This is a genomic window from Janthinobacterium sp. NKUCC08_JDC, from assembly GCF_019345575.1.
GTDB lineage: Bacteria > Pseudomonadota > Gammaproteobacteria > Burkholderiales > Burkholderiaceae_D > Janthinobacterium > Janthinobacterium aestuarii.
Window position 1 is genome coordinate 15,551 of sequence record NZ_JAHKQW010000022.1, and the last position, 23,496, is coordinate 39,046.

The window sequence follows — 23,496 nt, forward strand, 5'->3', positions numbered from 1 at the left end:
TAACTGACCGGTCGTCTATTTAATGATTAAAAAAAACGGCTACGCCAGCAGCCGTTGCGTGGTGGACATGGCCGCGTCGAACGGCCCGCCGTTCCTGGCCACCTTGACCATCAGGGAAGCGCCCAGCCACAGCTGGTACAGCGAGTCGGCCAGCACGCGGGCCGGCGTCGTCGCCGCCACGGAACCGTCGAGGTGGCCCGCTTCCACGCACTGCGTCAGGCGGTCCAGGATGGCGCCCGTACCGCGCTGCAGCACGGCGCCCATGTCCACGGACAGGTCGCACACTTCGGCGCCCAGCTTGACCACCAGGCATTTGCCTTCCGGGGCGCTGCCGGCCTGCGTCGCGCTCCAGTAGTCAAAATACGCGAGCAGGCGCTCGCGGGCGGTGCCCGGGCCGTCCAGCAAGGCGTCGACTGTCTGCAGATAAGTGGTGAAATAATCGTCGAGCAAGGCTTGGCCAAACTCTTCCTTCGACTTGAAGTAATAGTAGAACGAGCCTTTCGGCACGCCGGCCGCCGCCACCAGTTCGGCCAGGCCCACGGCCGTATAGCCCTTCTCGGCCATCAGGGCCTTGGCGATGTCGATCAGGTGCTGGCGCATGTCAGCGGAGGATTTTTTGCTCATGCGGCCAGTATAGCAAAAAATCTGACCGGTCGTCTAGTAAACTATCCCCTGCTCCGCCATCACCCCAGGCGCAGCGCCAGCGCGGCCAGGGTCACCAGCAGCACAGGCACGGTCAGCACGATGCCGACGCGGAAATAGTAGCCCCAGGAAATGTGGATATTCTTGCTGTCGAGTACGTGCAGCCACAGCAAGGTGGCCAGGCTGCCGATGGGCGTGATCTTCGGCCCCAGGTCGCTGCCGATGACGTTCGCGTAGATCATCGCTTCGCGCACGGCCCCTTGCGCCGTCGTCGGGTCGATGGCCAGCGCGCCCACCAGCACCGTCGGCAGGTTGTTCATCACGGACGACAGCAAGGCCGTCAGCACGCCCGTGCCCATGGCCGCGCCCCACACGCCGTACTGCGCAAAGTGGTTCAGCATGCCCGTCAGGTACACCGTCAAGCCCGCATTGCGCAAGCCGTACACGACCAGGTACATGCCCAGCGAAAAGACGACGATCTGCCACGGCGCATGGCGCAGCACGTGGCGCGTGGAAATAACATGGCCCCTGCCGGCCACCACCAGCAGCAGCGCGGCGCCCACGGCGGCGATCAGGCTGATGGGCACGCCCAGGCGCTCCTGCGAGAAAAAGCCCACCAGCAGCAGCGCCAGCACCAGCCAGCCGGCGCGGAAGGTACCCAGGTCGCGGATGGCGGCGTCAGGGCGTTTCAGCTGCGCGACTTCGTAGTCGCGGGGAATATCCTTGCGGAAAAAGAGCAGCAAGGCGGCCAGGGTGGCCAGTACGGCGACGACGTTGACGGGCACCATCACGGCAGCGTACTCGGCAAAGCCGATCTTGAAGAAATCGGCCGAAACAATATTGACCAGGTTCGACACCACGAGCGGCAAGCTGGCCGTGTCGGCGATGAAGCCGGCTGCCATCACGTAGGCCAGGGTGGCCCTGGCGGAAAATTTCAGCGCTCGCAGCATGGCGATGACGATGGGTGTCAGGATCAGCGCGGCGCCATCATTGGCGAACACGGCCGAGACGAGCGCGCCCAGCAAGACCAGCAGCACGAACAGTTTTCTGCCGCTGCCCCCGCCCCAGCGCGCCACGTGCAGCGCTGCCCACTCGAAGAAGCCGGCCGCATCCAAAAGCAGGCTGATGATGATCACGGCAACAAACGTACCGGTGGCGTTCCACACGATATGCCAGACGACGGGAATGTCGCCCCAGTGGATCACGCCGGCCAGCAAGGCGACACAGGCGCCGATGACGGCGCTCCAGCCGATGCCCAGGCCACGCGGCTGCCAGATGACGAGGATTAAGGTGGCGAGAAAGATGAGGAAAGCGATGAGCATGGGGCGAGATTCCGGGTATGCGGCATCGCGGGCACCATGCGCCGCAGCCATTGAATATCATCAACAATTCTATAATACTGGAATTATTGAATCAAAGCAAAGCTGCGGCGTACTTCCTTACTTGAGCGCGATGGCAATATCGACCAGCCCCACCGCCCCATTGCCGATGGCGGAAGCGGCCGGCGTGGCCGCACCGCCGCTCAGCACGGCCCCACCCGTCGCCAGGTCGATGCGGTACAGCGAGCTCGGTCCCGTGGCCGAGGTGCGCAGGGCCGCCAGGGCCAGGCCGTTGGCGCCGCCCGCGATATCGAAGCCCACGTCGCCCGCCACCGCCACGCCAAGCGCGCCGACATTCACCAAAGTGCCGTCGTTTGGCGGATTTTGCAGGGCGAGCGCCGCGCTGGCCGTGTCGATATCGAACAGCATGGTCGCCGTGGTGCCGGCAAAGCTGTTGGTATACGCGGCGGCCGTCACGCTAGGCGCGGCGCCCGCGCGGTTGACGGTACCGTCGGTGGTGGTGGCGCCCGTGTCGACATTGATGCGCAGGCTTTGCCCCGCGTTGCCGATCACGCGCAGGCGGTCGGCGACGGGATTGAAATCGACGCCAAAGGCCGTGCCCGCGATGGCCGTGTACGGCGCGGTGACGTCCAAGGCATCGGCGGCCAGCGTCGCCTTGACGGTGGCGGCACCCGTCGCCGGGTCGATGGTGACGATGCGCCCCGTCGACGATATCCCGTACAGCAAGCCATCCTTGGGACGGATGTCAAAGCCCAGCAGGCGCTCGCCCGCCGCCAGGCCCGTCACGGCCACGTTGGCGTCGAGCGTGTTCGGCGTGGCCGTCTTGAAGGTGACGATGCGGGCGTCGTCCGTCAAGCCGTAGGCGATAGGCGTGGCCGGCGCTTTCAGGGCGATGCCGCGCAGTTCTTCCGCCGCGCCGATGGCCGCCACCAGGGTCGCCGGCGCCGTGGCCGCAGCCAGGTTCAAGGTGTACAGATTGCGCGCGCCAGCCACCGTCATGACGGCGTAGCCCGTATTCGTGCGCGCATCGATGTCGAAGCCGGCCACGCCGGTGGCCGCCACGCCCAGCGGCACGGCGCTGGCCAGGGTGCCATTGTTGGGCGGATTTTGCGTGTACAGGGTGGCGTTGGCCCCATCGATGACAAATAAAGTGGTGCTGGCCGTGCCGGCAAAGCTGTTGGTATAGGCGGCGGCCGTGATGGTCGTATTCGCTGCGCCGCCATTGATATTGCCATCTGTCGTGGTGGCGCCCGTATCGACATTGATGCGCAGGCTCTGGCCCGTGTTGCTGACGATGCGCAGGCGGTCGGCGACGGGGTTGAAGTCGACGCCGAACTCCGTACCGGCCAGCGCCGTGTAAGGCGCCGTCGCATCACCCGCATCGACCGCCAGGGTGGCTTTGACGGTGGCGGCGCCCGTCACGCCATTCAGGGTGTAGATGCGGCCCGTGCTGCCGACGCCATACAGCTGGCCATCGGCGGGACGGAAATCGATGCCCAGCAGGTTTTCGCCGGCCTGCAAGCCCGTGACGGTGGCCGTGGTGCGGATGGTGGCCGGCGCGGCGCGGTCGAATGACAGCAACTTGTTGCTGGCGGTCAGCACGAAGACGTCGCCAGCCACCACCACGGGCGGCGGTGGCGTGACGACAACATCTTCGTGGTCGCTGCCGCCGCCGCAAGCGGACAAGGTCATGGCGACGGCGGAAACAAGCAGCAGCTTGGCGTATGGCAAGGTTGGCAGTGGTGACATGGTCGTGGTCCCGATAGAGTGAGTGGAGGTGCCGCTCATGCCGCCGTTGCGGCGAGCGCACCCATGTACTACTCGCCGTGCCCGCGTTTGGATGCAGTGATGCAAAAATATTTATTTCGGTGCAATTTATGCTTGTGTTTAGGCAACTTAATCGGTGTATAGTCGCAGGCACGATTGAAACTGGGGTCAGGAAAGTGGCGCGCATCTATCAGACCAACAACATGGGCGAAGCCGACGTGCGGGTGGCCATCGTGCAGCGCGGCAGCGCCGACTTGCTGGTGCACCGCGTGGCCAGTTTTGGCCTGGCGCATGGCGACGCCCTGTGGTTCATCACCCGCGAGCGGCAAAGCGCCACGGCCGGCATGTATTTCACCTCGCCAGGCTTTGCGCAGCTAGCCATCTGTTTTGTCGACCACGCCAGCGAAGCGGGTTGGACCCGGCCACATCGGCTCAAGGGCTGCCTGTCGCACGGCGGCAGCTGACATCAAGCGGAGGAGCTCATCATGGATTTGATTTTGCTGGAACCCGGCAACGGGGAACTCGTGTTCGGCAAGACGCCGGACGGTGGCAATGCCGGCATCGACGCGATCTGGCGCGACGCCGCTGCGCTGCAGGGCATGGGACCATGCATCGAGCTGGTCTCGCTGCACCAGGGCATGAAGCAGCAAATAACGACGGACGTCAGCAATTCTGCGCGCACGTCGGGGCGGCCCGTGATCACGGAATTTACCTGTGTCAAATATGTCGACCGGACCTCGGTCAACTTGTACGACCTGTGCCTGCGCGCCAAGCCGCTGGGCACCGGCGCGGACCAGCCAACCAAGCTCTACATCGCCCGCAACTCGGGCGACAAGACGGCCAACATCATGACCATTTGGCTGCGCGACGCCATCATCAGCGAAATCCAGCTGCAAACCCATCCCGATGACATGCCGACCGAGCAGTTCAAGCTGAATTTCACGGAAATCCTCTGGAGCCACAGCGTGCAGCAGGCCGACGGCAAGCCCGGCCCCCAACACACGACAGGCTGGAGCCTGGCGCGCAACCGGCCCATAGGCGCCTTCACGGGCTAAGCAAGGCGCCTACTCCTCCAGCCCTCCCCCCAGCGCCTTGTACAAGGCCACGGCCGACTTGAACTGGTCGCGCCGTGCGTCGAGCAAGGCTTGCTGGGCCGCATACGACTGGCGCTGCGCATCGAGCAACTCCAGGCGGCTGTCCTGGCCCGCGTCGTAGCGCAGCTGCGACAGGCGCTGGCGCTGCTGCGCCGCCACCACCACGCGCTGCTGGGCATCGATCTGCTGCGCATACGTGACGCTGCCGGCCAGGCCGTCGCGCACGTCGCGGAACGCCGCCTGGATCGCCTGCTCGTACTGCAGCACGGCCACGTCCTTGCGCAGCCGCGACAGCTGCAGTTCCGCGCGCAGCTGGCCGCCCTGGAACAGCGGCTGCGTCACTTGCGGCGCGAACGACCAGCTGCGCGCGCTGCCGCGGAACAAGTCACCGAGCTCCGGGCTGGCAAAACCCAGCGACGCCGTCAGGGACAGGCGCGGGAAGAAGGCGGCGCGGGCGGCGCCGATTTCCGCATTCGCCGCCACCAGCGCATATTCCGCCTGCAGGATGTCGGGACGGCGCGCCAGCAAGTCCGACGGCAGGCCGGGCGGCAGCTGCGTCAGCACGGGCTGGCCATCAAGTGCGCGGCCAGCCGGCAAATCGGCGGGCAGCGGCGCGCCGAGCAGCAATTTCAGGTTGTTGCGCGCCAGGGCACTGGCCCGTTCGCGCGCCTGCACGTCCGCTTCCGCCGTCGCGGCCTGCCCTTCCGCCTGCGCCACATCCAGGCCGCTGCCCTGCTGCGCGCCATGCAAGCGCTGCGTCAGCACCAGCGCCTGGCGCCAGTCGAGCAGGGTTTGCTGGGCCAGCGCCAGCTGTTCCTCGGCCAGCCGCTGTTCCAGATACGCGTCGGCCACGGCGCCGATCAGGGCCATGCGCGCGGCGCGCTGGCCCTGCTGCGTGGCCAGGTAGCGGGCAAACGCGGCGTCCGACAGGGAACGCAGGCGGCCAAACAGGTCGATCTCGAACGCGCTCATGGCGATGCCGGCCGTGAATTGGTTTTGCGTCACCGCATCGGCGCCGCGCTGGCGCACGCCGCCAGCATTGGCGCCGATGGCAGGATAGCGGCCCGCATCCTGGATCTGGTACTGGGCCCGCACGGCTTCGACGTTGAGGGCCGCCACGCGCAAATCGCGGTTGTTTTCCAGCGCGATGTCGACCAGACGCTGCAGGCGCGCATCGAGCAGCATCTGGCGCCAGCCCAGGTCCGCCGCAGTGTCCACACTGCCCGGTGCGGAGACCTCGGCATACGCTGCCGGTATCGGCGCCGCCGGCTTGACCAGCGGCGGCGTCAAGGAACACGCCGACAAGGCCAGCGCGGCCAGGGGCGTCATAAAGAATAAACGCATTACAACTCTCCTTCCACCGTCTTGACGGCGATGCGATGACTGCGTTTGTTGAAATAGCTGCTCATCTTGTCGACGGCGCCCAGCACCACGACAAAGAACACGGGCACGAAAAACACGGCCAGCACGGTGGCGGTGATCATGCCGCCGAAGACGCCCGTGCCGATCGCGTGCTGCGTCTCGGCGCTGGCGCCCGTGGCCAGCATCAGCGGCACGACGCCCAGCGCGAACGCCAGCGACGTCATCAAAATCGGACGCAAGCGCAAGCGGGCCGCTTCCACCGTCGCCTCGACCAAGCCCTTGCCTTGCGCCTGCAGCTGGCGCGCATATTCGACGATCAAAATGGCGTTCTTCGCCGACAGGCCGATGATCGTGATCATGCCCACCTTGAAGAACACATCGTTCGGCATGCCGCGCAACATCACGGCCAGCACGGCGCCCAGCAAGCCCAAAGGCACGACCAGCATCACGGACACGGGAATGCTCCAGCTTTCATACAGGGCCGCCAGCACGAGGAAGACCACCAGCATCGACAGCGCCATCAGCATGGGCGCCTGCGAGGCCGATTCCTTCTCTTGCAGCGACTGGCCCGTCCACGCCAGCGCGAAGCCCGGTGGCAGCTGTTTCACGAGCCGCTCCATTTCCAGCATGGCGTCGCCGCTCGACACACCCGGTGCCGCGCTGCCCGAAATGCGCGCCGCAGGGTAACCCTGGTAGCGCACCAGCTGCAGCGGCGATTCGCTCCATACGGGGCGCACCAGCTCGCCCAGCGCCACCATGCCGCCCGCGTTATTGCGGATGCGCAGGGCCAGCACGTCGTTCAACTGCATGCGCGACGGCGCATCGGCCTGGATGATCACCTGCTGCATGCGGCCGGCGTTGGGGAAATCGTTGACATAGGTCGAGCCCATGGCCGCCGTCAGCATGTCGGCAATCGCCGTAAACGACACGCCCAGCGCTTCGGCCTTGGTGCGGTCGATGTCGAGGCGCACGCTGGCGCCGGGCGGCAAGCCGTCCGGATACACGCCCGCCACCTTGCCGCTTTGCGCGGCCAGGCCCAACAACTGGTTCTGCGCCGCCTGCAAGGCAGCGACACCCTGGTTGGCGCGGTCTTGCAGGCGCATGGAAAAGCCGGACGAGTTACCCAGTTCATCGATGGCGGGCGGCATCAGGCTCATGATCATGCCCTCCTTCGCCTGCGACATGGCCGCCTGCGCCAGCGCCACTTCTTCCTGCGCCGTAGCGCCGTTGCGCTCTTTCCAGTCCTTCAGCATGGTGAACGCCAGGCCCGCATTCGGCCCCGCGCCGGAAAAGCTGAAACCGAGAATAGACTGGTTCACTTCGATGCCGGGCCGCGTGGCCACGTGCTGCTCGTACAGCTTGACGACGTCGAGCGTGCGCTCCATCGTCGCGTCGGACGGCAGCTGGATCGAGGTGATGAAGTATCCCTGGTCTTCCTCGGGCAAGAAGGCCGACGGCAGCTGCATGAAGGCCACGCCCAGCGCCGCGACGATGGCGCCATACAGCACCATCGAGCGGCCCGCGCGTTTCACCATCGCCACCACGCCCTTTTCATAGCGCGCCGTCATGCGCTCAAAACCGCGGTCGAACCACAGGAAGAAGCCTTTCTTGTCATGGTCGTGCGGGCCTATCGGTTTCAACATGGTGGCGCACAGGGCCGGCGTCAGGGTCAGCGCCAGGAATGCCGAGAACAAAATCGACACGGCCATGGCCAGGGTGAACTGGCGATAGATCGCGCCGACGGAGCCGCTGGCCAGGGCCATCGGGATGAACACGGCCGTCAGCACCAGGGTGATGCCCACTACCGCCCCCGTGATTTCACGCATCGCCTTCGACGTCGCTTCCTTCGGCGACAAGCCTTCGGTCGCCATCAGGCGCTCGACGGCTTCCACCACGACGATGGCGTCATCGACGATAATGCCGATGGCCAGCACCATGCCGAACATGGTCAGCACGTTGACGGAATAGCCGGCCATCAGCATGACCGTGAAGGTGCCCATCAGCGCGATTGGCGCGACGATGGCGGGAATCAGCGTGTAGCGTATCTTTTGCAGGAACAGATACATGACGAGGAAGACCAGCACCATCGCTTCCAGCAAGGTGATGACGACCTTCTCGATCGATATCTTCACGAACGGCGCCGTATCGAACGGTACCGAATACTTGATCCCGGCCGGCATGGTGTGCGCCAGTTCGGCCATGCGCGCGCGCACGGCGCTGGCCGTCTGCACGGCGTTGGCGCCGGGCGACAGCATGATGGCGGCGCCCGACGCGGCTTGCCCGTTTTCGCGGATGCTGAAGTTGAAGCTTTGCGCGCCCAGCGACACTTTCGCCACGTCGCCGATCGTCACTTTCGAGCCGTCCGCATTCGCGCGCAGGACGATGGCCGCAAATTCGGCCGGCGTCTGCAGCTGGCCCTGCACCGTCAGCGGGATGGTGACGCGCTGGCCGTGCACGGCGGGCGAGTCGCCGAGGCGGCCCGGGGCGATCTGCGCATTTTGCTGCGCGATGGCGGCCGTCAGTTCGCCCATGGCGATGTTGTACGACACCAGCTTGGCCGGATCGACCCAGATGCGCATGGCCCGCTCGGAGCCGAACAGCTGCACCTTGCCCACGCCGGGAATGCGGCGCAGTTCTTCCGTCACGTTGCGCGCCAGGTAGTCGCCCAGCGCCACTTCATCGTGCTGGCCGTTGTCGGAAATCAGGCTGACGATCATCAGGAAGCCGGACGACGCCGATTCCACCGTCAAGCCGTTTTGCCGCACGGCTTGCGGCAGGCGCGGTTCGATGGCTTTCAGGCGGTTCTGCACGTCCACCTGGGCCATTTCCGGATCCGTTCCCGGCTGGAAGGTGACGGTGATCGAGGCCGAGCCCGACGTATCGGTGGACGATTCGAAATACAGCAGGTGCTTGACGCCCGACAGTTCGCGTTCGATCAGGCCGACCACGGAATCGTTCATGGTTTGCGGCGTGGCGCCAGGGTAGTTGGCGCTGATGCTGACGCTGGGCGGCGCCACCGAGGGGAAGCGCGCAATCGGCAATTGCGGTATGGCGATCAGTCCGAACAGGACGATGAAGACCGCCACCACCCACGCAAAGACGGGGCGGTTGATGAAAAATTGAGGCATGTCGTTAGGCTTTCATGGTATTCAAATAGCGCATCAATGCGCCTTGGCGGCGGCGGCCGTTGCCACGACAGCCGGCTTCCACGGTTGCGGCGCGGCGGTGGCGCCCGGCTGCAAGCGTTCCTGGCCTTCGATGACGACGGTTTCTCCCGCTTTCAGGCCGCCGTTGACCACGTACTGGTGGTCGACGACGTCGCCCACGGCGATCGTCTTCAGGCTCGCTTTGTTCGTGCCATCGAGGACCCAGGCCTGCGCCTGGCCGCCGCTGCTGCGCAAGACGGCTTGCTGCGGCAGCAGCACGCCATTTGCCTGCACGGCGCGGGCGATGCGGGCGCGCACGAACATCCCCGGCAGCAGCTGGCGCTGCGGATTGTCGACCAGCACGCGGACGACGGCGTCGCCCGTGCCCGCATCGACGCTGATGCCCGAGAACAGGATGCGGCCCGTGACGGGATGCGGCTGGCCATCGGCGCCTAAAATGGTCACGGGCAGCTTGTCCGCTCCCCCGTTGCCCGACGCTTGCAGGGCGGCCAGCGCGGCGGCCGGCTGGCGCACGTCGACGTACACCTTGTCGATCTGCTGAATGCGCGCCATCGGCGTCGCGTCGGCCAGGCCCACGAGCGCGCCTTCCGTCACCAGTTCGGAGCCGATGCGCCCGGCAATCGGCGCCTCGATGCTGGCAAAGGCCAGGTCCAGGCGGCGGCGTGCCAGGGCGGCATGCGCCTGCGCCACGGTGGCCACGGCTTGCTCGCGCTGGGCCACGGCGTCGTCATACGCCTGGCGGCTGATGGCGTCCGCCTCCACCAGCGGTTTTAACCTGTCGGCCTGGCTGCTGGCGCGCTTGGCCGTGGCCACCGCATGCTGCAAGGAGGCGGCGGCCGAATCGACGTCCGCCTGGAATGGCGCCGGGTTCAGCTGGAACAGCTTCTGCCCCGCTTTCACTTCGGCGCCCTGCTCGAACTGGCGGTGCAGCACGATGCCGCCTACCTGCGGGCGGATATCGGCCGTGCGGAAGGCGGCCACCCTGCCCGGTAATTCATCGCTGAGGACGACGGGCGCCGCTTGCAGCTTGAGCACAGTGACGGCGGCGGGCGGCGCCGCGCCTTCTTCCGGCGCGGGTTTAGAACAGGCGGCAAGGCTGAACAGTGCCGCGGCGATCAACATGTTTTTCTTGGTGAGGTGGCTCGGATGCATGGTCTTTCTCTATGGCAGATCCCAACCGGCGGTCCGGTCGATAGATAACAAGAGCATAGAAGGCCTACATGGATGTTCCGTCAAAGAAATGTGGAGATTCGATGGAGACAGCGAAGAATGCTAGACTAATTACATGAACTATCATCACAGCGCCAGCCAGCCCTCCTTCCTTGCCACCACGCCACCTTCCGCCCTCGTCCTGATCGCCGAAGATGAACCGCAAATCGCCCGCATCCTCGCCGGTTACCTCGAGCGCGACGGCTACCGCACGGCCTTCGCGCACGATGGCCAAGAAGCGCTGAACCAGCACCTGGCATTGGCGCCGGACCTGCTGCTGCTCGACGTGCAAATGCCCAGGGTCGATGGCTGGGGCGTGCTGGCCGAAGTACGCCGGCGCGGCGAAACGCCCGTCATCATGCTGACGGCGCGCGACCAGGATGCCGATAAACTGGCCGCCCTGCGCGTGGGCGCCGACGACTACATCATCAAGCCCTTCAATCCGGCCGAAGTGGTGGCCCGCGTGGCGGCCGTGCTGCGCCGCTCGCGCGTGCGCCACCACCCGGTGGGCGGCCAGCGCCTGCGCTGCGGCCCCATCGAAATCGACCAGGAAACGTATGTGGCCAGCGTGCTGCAGGATGGCATGGCCCAGCCTCTCATGCTCAGCCTGACGTTGACGGAATTTCGCCTGCTGGCGCACCTGGCGCGCACGCCGCGGCGCGTCTGCAGCCGCCTGGAATTGCTCGAGTCGTGCATGCCCGAGAGCAATTCGATGGAACGCACGGTGGACAGCCACGTCAGCAAGCTGCGCAAGAAGCTGGAAGAAGCGGGCGTGATGAACATGCCGGCCAGCCTGCGCGGCGTGGGCTACCGCCTGGAAAGCGATCTCTGATGCGCTTCACAGGCTTGAACCGGCAGATCATCCTGTCGATGTCCGTGCTGATGGTGTGCAGCATCCTGATCATCTGGATCGGTTCCTGGACCTTCTTCGCCATCGCCTTCAAGATCGATCCCGGCATGCTGTCCGAGCCGGACGACTGGTCGCCCAGCACCGTCGAGTGGCTGTGGATCTTTGCCATCACCATCTTCGGCCTGTGCCTGGCCGCGTTTTTCGCCATCAAGCTGGCTTCGCGCATCCTCAAACCGATCAATTCCGTGATGGACAGCGTGCGCCGCGTGGCCCATGGCGACCTGTCCGCGCGCGCGTTTGCCGGCGACCGCAGCCTGGGCGAGACGGCAATGCTGGTCGACGATTTCAACAGCATGGCCGAGCGCCTGCAGCGGGGCGCGCAGGAAAGCGAAACGTGGAATGCGGCCATCGCGCACGAACTGCGCACGCCAGTGACCATCCTGCGCGGCACCTTGCAAGGCGTCGTCGATGGCGTGTTCAAGCCCGAGGAAGTGCCGTTTTCCAGCCTGCTGGCGCAAGTGGAAGACCTGGGCCGGCTGATCGAGGACTTGCGCACCCTGAGCCTGGCCGACAGCGGCCACATGCAACTGCGCATGGCGTGGACGGACCTGACCCTGGAAATCGAGGAAGTGGGCCGGTTGCTGGCGCAGGAAATGGAAGCGGCCGGTTTTACCTTGCAGCTGCACCTGTCCGACCATCCCGTCTGCTGCGACGCGGCGCGCATCCGGCAAATCGTGCTGGCCCTGCTCGACAATGCGCGCCGCTATGCGCATCCGGGCCTGCTGCGCGTGCGCACCCGCGTGCTGGCCGGCCAGTACTACCTGAGCGTCGAGGACGCGGGTCCCGGCATTGCCGACGAATTGGCGCCGCACGTGTTCGAAGCGTTTCGCCGCGGCGACAGCGCCAGGGTCGACCTGAACGCGGGCAGCGGCCTGGGCCTGGCCGTGGTCGAAGCCATCGCGCGCGCGCACGGCGGCAGCGCCGTCTGCACGCGCGGCAAGGCTGGCGGCAGTCTGTTCACCATCAAGTGGCCGGTCGAGCATGCCGCGCCGCCGCCCGCCGGCTAACTACGCCGGTGCGCGCAGCATGTCGACAAAGGCGCGCAGGACGGCCGGCATCTGGCGCCGGCTCGGGTAATACAGGAAGTAACGGGGCGGCGGCGGCATGCAACTCTCCAGCACGCACGCCAGGCGCCCCGCCGCGATATCGGCGCGCGCATCGGCCTCGTACACATAGGCCAGTCCCGCGCCATCGCGGGCCGCGCGCAGCATCAGTTCATCGTCATCGAACACCAGCGGGCCGCCGACGGCGATGCTGAAGCCCTCGCCTGCCTGCTCGAACTCCCACGCATACTGGCGCCCGCTGGGAAAGCGCCGGCCTATGCAGGCGTGGCTCAGCAGCGCGCGCGGCGTGCTTGGTGCGCCATGCACGGCCAGGTAGGCGGGCGACGCCACCACCACGAACGGCTGCGGCGCGCCGACAGGCACGGCGATCATGTCGGCCGCCACCTGCTCGCCGAAGCGGATGCCCGCGTCAAAACCATCGCGCACGATATCGATCATGCCGTCGTCGGTCACCACTTCCACCTGCACGCGCGGATTACGGGCGACAAAACTGGCCAGCATGGGCGCGAGCAGCAGCCGGGCGGCGGGACGGGGCACGTTCAGGCGCAGCTTGCCTGCCGGCACATCCTGCAAGGTGCTCAGGTCCAGCAAAGCATCATCGATTTCGCGCATGGCCGGCGCCAGCCGCGCCAGCAGCATCTGTCCCGCCTCCGTCGGCGTGACGCTGCGCGTCGTGCGGTTCAGCAGGCGCACGCCCAGCCGCTCTTCCAGCGCGCGCAGCGCATGGCTGAGGGCGGAGGCGGACACGCCCCGTTCAAGGGCCGCCTTGCGAAAACTGCGCAGGCGGGCGACGGCGGCAAAGGCCGTCAATTCGTTCAGGTCAGCCATCATTCATGAGTTTCATTCAGTAATACGTGCAGGATAAGCTATCTTATCGCATGCTGTGCGCCCGCCCATACTCTGTGTTCCAACTATTAACGAGGAATGCAATGGACAATCACAGAACACTGGGCAACTCCGGCTTGCGCGTCGCCCCCATCGGCCTGGGCTGCATGGGCATGAGCTTTGCCTACGGCGGCGCGGACGAGGCCACCTCGCTGCGCGTGCTGCACCGCGCCGTGGAACTGGGCGTGACCCTGATCGACACGGCGGAAGTCTACGGCCCCTACGCCAACGAGGACTTGGTAGGCCGCGCCCTGAAGGAACTGCGCGGCAAGGTCAGCATCGCCACCAAGTTCGGCTTCAAGATCTTGCCCCACGGCCAGGGCGTGGAACGCATGGCGGGTGTCGACAGCCGCCCCGAGCACATCGTCCAGGCCGTGGAAGCGTCGCTGTCGAGGCTCGGCATCGAGTGCATCGACTTGCTGTACCAGCACCGCGTGGACCCCGCCGTGCCCATCGAAGACGTGGTGGGCGCCATGGCCGGTCTGGTGCTGGCAGGCAAGGTGCGCCACCTGGGGCTGTCGGAAGTGTCGGCAGCCACCCTGCGCCGCGCCCATGCCGTGCACCCGATCGCCGCCGTCCAGTCCGAATATTCGCTGTGGAGCCGCGACGTGGAAGCCGAGGTGCTGCCCGCCTGCCGGGAGCTGGGCATCGGCTTCGTACCCTACAGCCCGCTGGGCCGGGGCTTCCTGACGGGCCAGCTGAACTCCAGCGCCGCGCTGGCGCCAGACGACTACCGCCACAGCCTGCCCCGTTTCCAGCCGTCCGCGATGGCGGCCAATGCGAAAGCGGTGGCTGAACTGCAGCGCCTGGCAGCCGCGCGCGGCGCCACGGCGGCGCAACTGGCGCTGGCCTGGCTGCTGGCGCAAGGTACTGGCATCGTACCGATACCGGGCGCCCGCAGCCTGGCGCACCTGGAAGAGAATGTGGCCGCCGGCCAAATCACATTGAGCGAAAGCGAGCTGGCCGCCATCGGCGCCGCCATCGCGCCCGCCAGCGTGCTGGGTGCGCGCTACCCGGACGTGGAGCTTGCCATGGTTGGCCTGTAGACAACCATGCTGGAGTGCGCTAACTTGAGTACGGTAAGCAATTCTTTGCCCCTTTGCACTTGAAATGCCCGAATCCGCTATCATTTCCAATCTGAACTATTCATTATGAAAGGGATTTACATGTCCGATTTGCTCGAAACACTGCAATGGCGCTACGCCACCAAGAAAATGGACCCGACAAAAACGGTGCCGCAAGACAAGGTCGAGCGCATTCTGGAAGCCGTGCGCCTGACGGCCAGTTCCAGCGGACTGCATCCTTACGAAGTCTTCGTCGTGACGAATCCGGCCCTGCGCGAGCAGATCAAGCCGCATGCGTGGAACCAGTCGCAAGTGACGGACGCCTCGCATCTGCTGGTGTTTGCTGCCTGGGACAATTACACGGTCGAACGCATCAACAAGATGTTTGACCTGGTCAATACCGTGCGCGGCTTCAAGAATGAAGGCTGGGAAGCGTACCGCCAGCAAATCCTCGCCACCTACCCGCAGCGCGATGCGGAAACCAACTACCAGCACGCGGCGCGCCAGGCCTACATCGGCGTGGGCACGGCCCTGATCGCCGCGGCGCAGGAAAAAGTCGATTCGACGCCGATGGAAGGTTTTGATCCGGCCAAGGTCGACGAGATCCTGGGCTTGCGCGAAAAAGGCCTGCGTTCCGTCGTCATGCTACCGCTCGGCTACCGCGCCGACGAAGGCGACTGGCTGGTGGACCTGAAAAAAGTGCGCCCTGCGCGCGAGCAATTCATCACCGAGCTGGCCTAAGCGCTTCGCCCGTAATTGAAAAGCGGATGCCTTCACCGGCATCCGCTTTTTTCATTCAGGCCGCCTGCGGAAAACGCACCGTCACCTGCAATCCCCGTCCCGCCTCCCCTTCGGCCAGCGCGATATCGGCCTGGTGGTGCTCGGCGATGTGGCGCACGATGGACAGGCCCAGGCCGCAGCCCCAGGCGTCATTGCCGTCGGGGCGGAAGAAGCGGTCGAACAGGCGCGCATGGTGCTGCTGCGGCACGCCGGGGCCGTTGTCGGACACGCGCAGCAGGGGCCGCCCCTCTTCCAGCGCCGCCTGCAAGTCGACCCTGCCACCCTGCTGCGTGTAGCGCAAGGCGTTGTCGATCAGGTTATTCAGCAACACTTGCAGGCCGTCGGGATCGGCTTGCACTAGTACTCTGGCCGGCGGGGCTTCCACCACGCCCAGGTCGATGTCGCGGCTATCGGCCAGCGCGCTGTGGTCGGCCACGGCCGCTTCCAGCAATTGCCCCAGGTCCACCGTGTGCAGCTGGCTGGCCGTGAGCGCCGTTTCATGGCGCGCCAGGCTGAGCAGTTGCCGCACGAGGTGCGTGCTGCGGTCCAGCCGTTCGTGCAGGCGCGCCAGCGCCACGCGGCGTTCTTCCTCGCTGCTGGCCCGCTCGGCCACCTGGAGCTGCAGTTTCAACGCCGTCAGCGGCGAGCGCAATTCATGCGCGGCATCGGCAACAAAGGTGCGCTGCGCCGTCAGCGCCGCCTCGAACTGCCCCATCAAACTATTCAACGCCAGCGCCACGGGCCGCAGTTCGGGCGGCATGTCGTCTGCCGCCAGCGGCGTCAAGGCGTCCGGAGAGCGGCCCGCCACGGATTCGGCCAGCCGGTGCAGCGGCGCCAGCGCGCGCCCCACGACGACGACGATCAGCAGCGCCAGGATCAGCGCGAACACCAGCAGCGGTGCGCCGGCGCGCATGGTCATCTGCCAGGCCAACTGGTCGCGCACGGCCTGCGCCTGCGCCACCTGCACGTAGCGGCCGCGCCGCGTTTCGCCGTACAGGCGCCAGTCCTCGCCGTGCAGCACGACATCGGCAAAGCCGGCCAGCGCATAGCGCGGCAATGCCGGCTGGCCCTGCAGGACGGGCAATGGCTGGCCGTCCTCGTCCCACGCCTGCAGCACGAACGCTTCTTCCGGATCCTGCGCGGCGACCAGGCCCGCCTGCGGCTCGAACTCGTCGGGCAAGGCCACGGCCAGCTGGCGCAGCTGCAAATCGGCCAGTTCATTGGTTTCCTCCAACAGCGAGCGGAACAGCGAAATGCCGGCGCCGAGCACGCACAGCAAGGTGGCGGCCAGCAAACCGAGCAGCAACTGGCGGCGGATGGTCAGCATGCCGCCACCCGCATCTTGTAGCCCACGCCGCGCACGGTCTGGATGCAGTCCGCGCCGAATTTCTTGCGCAGCTGGTACACGTACACGTCGACGGTATTGCTTTCCACTTCGCAATCCCATCCATACAGTTTCTCGCTCAGCTGGCGCTTCGACACCACCTTGCCCGGATGGTCGAGCAAGGCGCGCAGCACGGAAAACTCGCGCGGCGGCAATTTGATCAGTTCTCCCTCGAACGTGACGTCGTGGCTGGCCAGGTCGAGTATCAGCGCGCCATGCTCGATGACGGAGCGCGAACGGCTGACCCGGCGCCGCAGCAAGGCGCGGATGCGCGCCAGCAACTCGTCGAGGTCGAAGGGCTTGACCAGGTAATCGTCGGCGCCGCTGTCGAGCCCGTCGACGCGGGCCGGCGTGCCGTCGCGCGCCGTGATGATCAGCACGGGCAACTCGGCGCCCCGCGCACGCATGCTGCGCAGCACGTCCATGCCTTGCTTGCCGGGCAAGCCCAGGTCCAGCAGCATCAAATCGTAGGCGAAACCGGCCAGCGCCAGCTCCGCATCGTGGCCGTCGCGCACCCAGTCCACGGCATAGCACTCGCCGCGCAAGCCCTCGACCAGGCTTTCCCCGATCATCGGATCGTCTTCCACCAGCAATACGCGCACCTGGGCCCCTGATAATCTTGAAAATACCGCTATCTTAACGTGGCTGGAAAAAGCGGGCCTGGCAGCCGCCGCAGCATGTGTCCGGCGGCCCTCGCACGAATTCACGATGCGGTGACTATGTGCGCATTTGGCGCGTTTTTTATGCGGTATATTTTCCTTCCCTCCACGCATCTGGAAAGGCTCGCCATGTCCAGTTCCACCCAAGATACCGTCATCGTCAAGGCGGCGATTTATCCGCCCATCGGCATTGCCCGCGTGGGCAACAGCCCCAGCGAATATTTTCTGGGACCGGAAGTGCCGGAACCGGCGGCGCGCCCGGCCGGGTACTACCGCGATGCGTCCGGTGCCATCAAGCGTCAGGCGGCAAGCTTTCGTATCTACGGCCTGAATGCCGCCGGCGTGGCGGTTGCCGAATTGAACGCAAGCAATGCCGACATCGAATGGGCCGTCACCCTGGCCAACACCAAGGCGGCGTGGTACCAGTTCCAGATCGCGCTCGACATTCCCGAGGCGCATGTCACTCAGCCCTCTTTCCTGCGCAACATGGCCGTCACCGACCGCGCGCAATTGTCCATCACGCCGGGCGAGCGCAAGATCAGCGGCAGCGAACAGCCGGCCGTCGCCTTCGACAGCGGCAGCTTCCTGGGCACGCCCGTCTACCTGGGCGAATTGCGCACGGACGCCATGGGACGGCTGATCGTGCTGGGCGGCCATGGCAAGTCGGCCTCGTGGAATGGCGCGCGCGCCATCACCTTCGCCAACAATGAAGGCTGGCATGACGACACGTCCGACGGCCCCGTCTGCGCCACCGTCCACTATCAGGGTCAGGCCTTGCCCGTCGACATGGCCTGGGTGGTCGTCGCGCCGCCCGACTACGCGCCGCAGCAAAAGTCCGTGCGCACGATGTGGGACTTGATGCGCGACTTGTTTGTTTCCGAAGGCAAAATTACCGCACCGGCCGTTCCCTCGTTCCAGGACGATATCCGCCCCATATTCGAGCGCCTGTCGAACCTGCAATGGGTCAACGCCGGCTTCGCGGCCGCCTTCGGCTGGGACGGCAGCACGCCGTTCAGCCGTGACGAATGGATGGCGCGCCTGTCCAGCCCGTCCGAAAACCGCAGGGAGTGGCGCAACGTCATCTATAACCAGTTCCGCCAGTTCGAGCGCGACGCCTGGGCGCCATCGCCGTGGCCGTGGCTGTATGGCGATGCGATGGCCATCCCGCCGGCAGACACGCCGCGCCAGAACTGTGCGCTGAGCAATCTGCAATTGCGCTTCCTCAAGCAATGGGCCGACGGCAAGTTCACGGACGACTACGCTCCCGGCAAGGTGCCGCCGCAAAGCCTGGCCGAGGTGGATGTGGCCCAGCAACCGGACACCCTGCTGCGCGCGGCCATGGAATTCTGCCTGGCCGACGCCTTCCACCCCGGCTGCGAAATGACCTGGCCCATGCGCCAGGCCAGCATGTACAGCGCGCCGTTCCGCCTGGCGCACCGGCCGCCCGGCTGGGTCGAGCCCGATTACGGCGCCGTCCTGACGCCGGACAATATCGGCAGCCCCTGCTCGGCGCAGATCGCCGGCGGCGTGACGCGCTGGATGGCCGTGCCATGGCAGACGGACACGGCCAGCTGCCGCTCCGGCTACCAGTCCGATTACGATCCCTATGTGCCCACGTTCTGGCCCGCGCGCGTGCCGAACCAGGTGATGAGCAAACTGGCCTACGACACGGTAATGAACCGCGAAGTGCCCGTCGACGACCGCCTGGCCGCGTTCGCCCGGCGCGCCGCGTGGATACGTCCGCTGGGCAACATCAGCTATGAAGAGCAGATCAACAACATGATCGCCGACCTGGCGCAGGTGGGCGTGGTCGAGGTGCGCCCCGGCCCCACGGACGTGACCGGCTTCCCCTCATTCTTGCAGGTGGAAAACCTGCCACCGCCGATAGCCGGCAAGCACCAGCTGCGCGCGGCAGCGGCCATACCGGACGAGTTCGTCGACGTCGACCTGGAAGGCACGGAAAAAGCGCGCCATCTGCAGCGACACCGCTTGTGACCGTGCTGCAGGCTGACGTGCTCATCGTCGGCGCCGGTCCTGCCGGCGCCACGGCCGCCCTGAACCTGGCGGGGCGGCACCGTGTGTTGCTGGTCGACCGGCTGGCCGCCCCGCTGGCGCGCATCGGCGAATCGCTGCCGCCGGCCGCCGCGCGCCTGCTGCAGGACATGGGCTTGCTTGACGCCTTCCTGCGGCAGGGCCATGCACCCTACCACGGCAACCGCGCCTGGTGGAACGGCGCCTGGACGGAACACCATTTCCTCAGCGATCCCGATGGCCACGGCTGGCACCTGGCGCGTGGCACCTTCGACCTGTGGCTGCGCGACGAGGCGCGCCGGCGCGGCGCCGCCCTGCTGGCCTCGGCCACAGTCGCGGGCATCGCGCCGGAAAATGGCGGCTGGAAAGTACGGCTGCAAACGCGGCATGGCCCCTGCGACGCGGCCGCGCGCATCGTCATCGACGCCACGGGACGCAGCGCTCGGCTGGCCCGCAAAGTCGGGGCGCGGCGCCAGCGCGGCGACCGGCTGGTCTCGGTATGGCAATACGGACACGACCGCACGCCTTCCGCGCGGGGCTTTGCCCACATCGAGGCTTGCGAACACGGCTGGTGGTACAGCGCCCCCCTGCCCGGCCAGCGCCGCGTGCTGGCCCTGCATACGGATGCGGACTTGCTCGCCAACAACGCCTTGCGCGACGCCGGCTGGCTGGAAGCGGCGGCGCGCAAGCTGCCGGCCACGGGGGAATTGCTGGCGCAGCAAGGCTACGCGGCCGATACACAAGCCATGGCCACGCCCGCGCATACGGCCACCCTGGACGCCGGTGCCGGCCCAGGCTGGTTCGCCGTCGGCGACGCGGCCCTGAGCTTCGACCCGCTGTCGTCGCAAGGCATCTTCAACGCCTTGTACACGGGCATGGCCGCCGCCGAGGCAGCCGACCGTACGCTGCACGGAGAGCTGCAAGCCTACCGGCACTACAATGGGGAACTGGCCGCCATCGGCGCGGCGTACGAATGCCACCTGGCGTACTGCTACGGCCAGGAAACGCGCTGGCCCATGGCACCGTTCTGGAGCCGGCGCGTCCCGGCGCTCTAGCTGGCGCGAAAGTCGAATCTCCCCAAGCAATAATAGAAAAATCGCATTGCCTCCCGCCATGTCCAGGCGCGTCCCTGCTTGACTTCCCAGGCACGATTCGCTAACTTGGCAGTAAAAAAGCGTGCCGTCAGCGCCCTATGCCACTGTCCCGCACAGACCTTGCCCGCCGGCCTGCCCCGGCGCCAACTCCACGCTTTTCACATAGACGGGTATTCTGGCCATGCCGACACACGATCATTCCCCGTCCCATCCGCTGGCCACGGCGCTGGCCCTGTCGCTGGGCGCCGCCGTGGCCCTGGGCCTGTCGCGCTTTTCCTATGGTTTGCTGCTGCCGCCCATGCGTGACGACCTGGGCTGGTCCTACCTGCTGGCCGGGGCCATGAACACCTTCAATGCGCTCGGCTATTTTCTCGGCGCCCTGGCCACGCCGGCGCTGATGCGCCGCCTGGGCGTGTGGCGCTTGCTCATCATTGGTTCCGTGCTGGCCAGCATCTTCATGCTGATGTCGGGCCTCGTCAGCGACACGACCGCCCTGTTCCTGCAACGCGTGTGCGCGGGCGTGGCCAGCGCCTTCATTTTCATCGCCGGCGGCGTGCTGGCGGCGCGGCTCGGCTCCATGCACAGCCAGCGCGCCGGCTTCTACATCGGCCTGTATTACGGCGGCACGGGTTTTGGTATTGCGCTGTCGGCCCTGCTGGTGCCGGCCGCATTGGCCGCCGCGCAAGACCACGGCGCCGCGCATGCCTGGCAATGGCCATGGCTGGCCCTGGGCATCGCCTGCCTGGCCGCCACCGCCATCATGGCCATGCCGGCGAAAGCGATCGGCGAAGCGCCGCGCGCCCTCGACACGCCGCGGCGCTTCGCCTGGCGCGACTTTGCCCCCAGCCTGGCCGGCTACTTCATGTTTGGCGTCGGCTACATCGGCTACATGACCTTCGTCATCGCCCTGCTCAAGCAGCAAGGCATGAGCGCCACCCTGATCACCGTGTTCTACACCTTGTTGGGGCTGGCGGTGGTGGCGTCATCGCGCATCTGGGCGCGCATGCTCGACCGCTACAAGGGCGGCGAATCGCTGGCGATATTGAACGGCGTGCTGGGCGCAGTTACGATCCTGCCCGCACTGACGAGCTTTGCGCCCTTCGTGTTCATTTCAGGCCTCGTCTTCGGCGCCGTGTTTCTGTCAGTGGTGGCGTCAACCACGGCCCTCGTGCGGCATAACCTGCCACCGCAATCCTGGACGGCCGGCATCAGTGCCTACACGACGGTATTCGCGCTGGGCCAGATCGTTGGCCCCATCGTCGTCGGCTGGATCGCCGACGGCCCCGCCGGACTGGAGCGGGGCTTGATCGCCTCGGCCATCGCCCTCTTCATCGGCGCCGTATTGGCATCACGGCAAAAGGCGCTGGCGGCGGGCGCGTGAGCGGCTGTCTTCAGTTGCCGCCCTTATTGCGGTTTGGCGTACCTTGCGACGCCAGTGACATCGAACAGGACACAACGCTGGTTTCCAACCACCCAGGCATCATGTCCCGGTGGCATATAGAAGACGTCACCCGGCCCATATTCCATCTCGGCGCCATCATTCATCCGTACCACCATCCGCCCCTCAAGGACCATGCCGGTATGCGCTGCCTGGCACGAATCGGTTCCCGCAATCGGTTTGACATGCAGGCTCCAGCGCCAGCCAGGCTCAAATTCGCCGCGCCCCATGGTCTGTTCGCCTAGCGTAAAGACAGCCATCCGGCCGGCTCCGTCCTTGAATGGACGCACTTCGTCCGGTTTGTCGATGGACTTCTTTTCTAACATTGCACTCATGACTCGTCCCCCCCCTTTGGATTTTCTGGAAGTATTAAATTTCCGAATCGAAATAACTGACATAATATAAAAATCATATCATTTTCCAATATAGTTTAATAATGGAAATTTACAAGCGGAGCACCTTGTTGCATTTACCTCAAGTGAGAAGCCGGACTCGTACAATTGACACTTCCCGGCCACTACTTCAATATCCATTTAACCTTCGCAGAAAGAACACGATGAACACCGATGCACGAAAACTCCCCCCAACGATGGATGCCGAAACCCTGGAATTCATCCAGGGCCTGTTTGCCCTGGTGCGCGAAGGCGACACGCAACAACTGGGCGCCATGCTTGCCCAAGGCGTGCCGGTCAACTTCCGCAACGAAAAAGGCGACAGCCTGATCATGCTGGCCAGCTACCATGGTCACCTGGAAACGTCGCGCCTGCTGCTGGAAGCGGGCGCCGACGCCAACGTGCCCAACGACCAGGGCCAGACACCGCTGGCCGGCGTGGCCTACAAAGGCTACCTGGACATCGCCGGGCTGCTGCTCAAGCACGGCGCGAATGTGGAAGGTGCCAGCCCGGACGGCAAGACACCATTGATGATGGCCGCCATGTTCAACCGCCTCGCCATCCTCGACCTGCTACTGCAACACGGCGCCCGCATCGATACCGTGGACAGCCGGGGCATGACCGCCGTCAAGCTGGCCAAGAGCATGAATGCGCAAGAGACGCTGGCTCGGCTGATCAGCTTGGGGCAGATGGCATAGCCGATGCAGATATCGCCAGTAGTTTGCGACGGCTACTAGGCAAAAAAACCTAATAGCCAGAGCTTAGCTGTTTCATTGACCCGGCATTAGCCTACGGTTCTGGACGGGAGATTATTCCCACTCGATGGTCAACGAGCTAGCTAAGCGCTTGATTTTTCAGTGCTTTCCAAACCATTCAGGTACCGATACCCTCAAAAATACCCTCGCAGGCAAAATCTGTCATTGCCGGTTTGTCGCGGCCGGGATGGGTGAAACTAGTCCGCTCGTCCATACTTGCCACTAGATGCTTCTAGGCGATGACGCCTTCGTTTCGGCACATCAGCAAGCGCAGCATTCCGATGCATTCAAAGATACGCCAAGGCAGCAGCGCCGCGCTGTCGCGCTATCACTAGCGCAATACAAAGACCTCTATAGCAACAGAGACGAGGCAATGGCACGCGCCTATCTCTCAACCGCTTTTACCATGTCCCACATCGCCCCCGCTTTTCACATCTCGAGCAAGACAGTCAGTCGGGC

Annotated in this window: 20 protein-coding genes; 10 read left to right on the forward strand and 10 right to left on the reverse strand. The window is 65.5% G+C overall.

What is annotated here, in order from left to right:
* Positions 1 to 39 precede the first annotated feature (39 nt).
* The 3 genes from KO538_RS28015 to KO538_RS28025 all read right to left on the reverse strand — a co-directional run bounded on the left by KO538_RS28015 (position 40) and on the right by KO538_RS28025 (position 3,731).
* Positions 40 to 624, reverse strand: coding sequence for a TetR/AcrR family transcriptional regulator (locus KO538_RS28015; RefSeq protein WP_219330316.1), 585 nt, complete (start codon positions 622 to 624; stop codon positions 40 to 42).
* A gap of 59 nt (positions 625 to 683) precedes the next feature.
* A complete protein-coding gene (locus KO538_RS28020) occupies positions 684 to 1,964 on the reverse strand; it encodes an arsenic transporter (RefSeq protein ID WP_219330317.1) in 1,281 nt (426 codons plus the stop codon).
* A gap of 117 nt (positions 1,965 to 2,081) precedes the next feature.
* Entirely contained in the window at positions 2,082 to 3,731 is a 1,650-nt protein-coding gene (locus KO538_RS28025) for a DUF4394 domain-containing protein (RefSeq protein WP_257620630.1), read from the reverse strand.
* A gap of 194 nt (positions 3,732 to 3,925) precedes the next feature.
* On the opposite strand from KO538_RS28025, the gene KO538_RS28030 reads away from it, so the two are divergent.
* Together KO538_RS28030 and KO538_RS28035 are read left to right on the forward strand one after the other, a co-directional pair.
* On the forward strand, positions 3,926 to 4,213 hold the full coding sequence (locus tag KO538_RS28030; RefSeq protein ID WP_219330318.1) for a DUF6150 family protein: 288 nt from the start codon (positions 3,926 to 3,928) through the stop codon (positions 4,211 to 4,213).
* A gap of 21 nt (positions 4,214 to 4,234) precedes the next feature.
* Positions 4,235 to 4,804, forward strand: a complete 570-nt coding sequence (locus tag KO538_RS28035) for a type VI secretion system tube protein Hcp (protein ID WP_219330319.1) — start codon at positions 4,235 to 4,237, stop codon at positions 4,802 to 4,804.
* Positions 4,805 to 4,813: 9 nt separating this feature from the next.
* Here the strand turns inward: KO538_RS28035 and KO538_RS28040 are convergent, their stop codons facing one another.
* Genes KO538_RS28040 through KO538_RS28050 form a run of 3 tightly spaced genes read right to left on the reverse strand, consistent with a single transcriptional unit; the run spans position 4,814 to position 10,524 of the window.
* Positions 4,814 to 6,187, reverse strand: coding sequence for an efflux transporter outer membrane subunit (locus KO538_RS28040; RefSeq protein ID WP_219330320.1), 1,374 nt, complete (start codon positions 6,185 to 6,187; stop codon positions 4,814 to 4,816).
* Positions 6,187 to 9,333, reverse strand: a complete 3,147-nt coding sequence (locus KO538_RS28045; protein ID WP_219330321.1) for an efflux RND transporter permease subunit — start codon at positions 9,331 to 9,333, stop codon at positions 6,187 to 6,189. The genes KO538_RS28040 and KO538_RS28045 overlap by 1 nt, the downstream gene beginning before the upstream one ends.
* 33 nt (positions 9,334 to 9,366) lie before the next feature.
* The gene (locus KO538_RS28050; RefSeq protein WP_257620632.1) at positions 9,367 to 10,524 is read right to left on the reverse strand and encodes an efflux RND transporter periplasmic adaptor subunit; all 1,158 of its coding nucleotides are present in this window, start codon (positions 10,522 to 10,524) and stop codon (positions 9,367 to 9,369) included.
* Positions 10,525 to 10,657: 133 nt separating this feature from the next.
* On the opposite strand from KO538_RS28050, the gene KO538_RS28055 reads away from it, so the two are divergent.
* Complete coding sequence (locus KO538_RS28055) at positions 10,658 to 11,413, forward strand: response regulator (protein WP_034754788.1); 756 nt, start codon at positions 10,658 to 10,660, stop codon at positions 11,411 to 11,413.
* Positions 11,413 to 12,498, forward strand: a complete 1,086-nt coding sequence (locus tag KO538_RS28060) for an ATP-binding protein (RefSeq protein WP_219330322.1) — start codon at positions 11,413 to 11,415, stop codon at positions 12,496 to 12,498. Before KO538_RS28055 ends, KO538_RS28060 begins: the two co-directional genes overlap by 1 nt.
* On the opposite strand, the gene KO538_RS28065 is transcribed toward KO538_RS28060, so the two are convergent.
* Positions 12,499 to 13,386 carry a LysR family transcriptional regulator gene (locus KO538_RS28065; protein WP_307788942.1) on the reverse strand — a complete coding sequence of 296 codons (888 nt, stop codon included), beginning with the start codon at positions 13,384 to 13,386 and terminating at the stop codon, positions 12,499 to 12,501.
* Between the two features lie 98 nt (positions 13,387 to 13,484).
* Here KO538_RS28065 and KO538_RS28070 point away from each other — a divergent pair, with 98 nt between their 5' ends.
* Positions 13,485 to 14,486, forward strand: a complete 1,002-nt coding sequence (locus tag KO538_RS28070) for an aldo/keto reductase (RefSeq protein WP_219330323.1) — start codon at positions 13,485 to 13,487, stop codon at positions 14,484 to 14,486.
* A 120-nt stretch (positions 14,487 to 14,606) separates the two neighbouring features.
* A complete protein-coding gene (locus tag KO538_RS28075; protein WP_070306009.1) occupies positions 14,607 to 15,245 on the forward strand; it encodes an NAD(P)H-dependent oxidoreductase in 639 nt (212 codons plus the stop codon).
* Between the two features lie 55 nt (positions 15,246 to 15,300).
* On the opposite strand, the gene KO538_RS28080 is transcribed toward KO538_RS28075, so the two are convergent.
* Both KO538_RS28080 and KO538_RS28085 read right to left on the reverse strand, forming a co-directional pair.
* A complete protein-coding gene (locus tag KO538_RS28080) occupies positions 15,301 to 16,611 on the reverse strand; it encodes an ATP-binding protein (RefSeq protein WP_219330324.1) in 1,311 nt (436 codons plus the stop codon).
* Positions 16,605 to 17,270, reverse strand: a complete 666-nt coding sequence (locus KO538_RS28085; RefSeq protein WP_034754799.1) for a response regulator transcription factor — start codon at positions 17,268 to 17,270, stop codon at positions 16,605 to 16,607. The genes KO538_RS28080 and KO538_RS28085 overlap by 7 nt, the downstream gene beginning before the upstream one ends.
* A gap of 186 nt (positions 17,271 to 17,456) precedes the next feature.
* Here KO538_RS28085 and KO538_RS28090 point away from each other — a divergent pair, with 186 nt between their 5' ends.
* From KO538_RS28090 to KO538_RS28100, 3 genes are all read left to right on the forward strand, one after another.
* On the forward strand, positions 17,457 to 19,322 hold the full coding sequence (locus KO538_RS28090) for a LodA/GoxA family CTQ-dependent oxidase (protein WP_219330325.1): 1,866 nt from the start codon (positions 17,457 to 17,459) through the stop codon (positions 19,320 to 19,322).
* Entirely contained in the window at positions 19,319 to 20,413 is a 1,095-nt protein-coding gene (locus KO538_RS28095) for a tryptophan 7-halogenase (protein ID WP_051991553.1), read from the forward strand. Before KO538_RS28090 ends, KO538_RS28095 begins: the two co-directional genes overlap by 4 nt.
* Before the next feature lie 220 nt (positions 20,414 to 20,633).
* Positions 20,634 to 21,833 (forward strand): YbfB/YjiJ family MFS transporter, encoded by a 1,200-nt coding sequence (locus tag KO538_RS28100; protein WP_219330326.1) that lies wholly within the window; start codon positions 20,634 to 20,636, stop codon positions 21,831 to 21,833.
* A 23-nt stretch (positions 21,834 to 21,856) separates the two neighbouring features.
* Here the strand turns inward: KO538_RS28100 and KO538_RS28105 are convergent, their stop codons facing one another.
* Positions 21,857 to 22,216 carry a cupin domain-containing protein gene (locus tag KO538_RS28105; RefSeq protein ID WP_235194280.1) on the reverse strand — a complete coding sequence of 120 codons (360 nt, stop codon included), beginning with the start codon at positions 22,214 to 22,216 and terminating at the stop codon, positions 21,857 to 21,859.
* A 230-nt stretch (positions 22,217 to 22,446) separates the two neighbouring features.
* On the opposite strand from KO538_RS28105, the gene KO538_RS28110 reads away from it, so the two are divergent.
* Positions 22,447 to 22,980, forward strand: a complete 534-nt coding sequence (locus KO538_RS28110; protein WP_219330327.1) for an ankyrin repeat domain-containing protein — start codon at positions 22,447 to 22,449, stop codon at positions 22,978 to 22,980.
* Positions 22,981 to 23,496 lie beyond the last annotated feature (516 nt).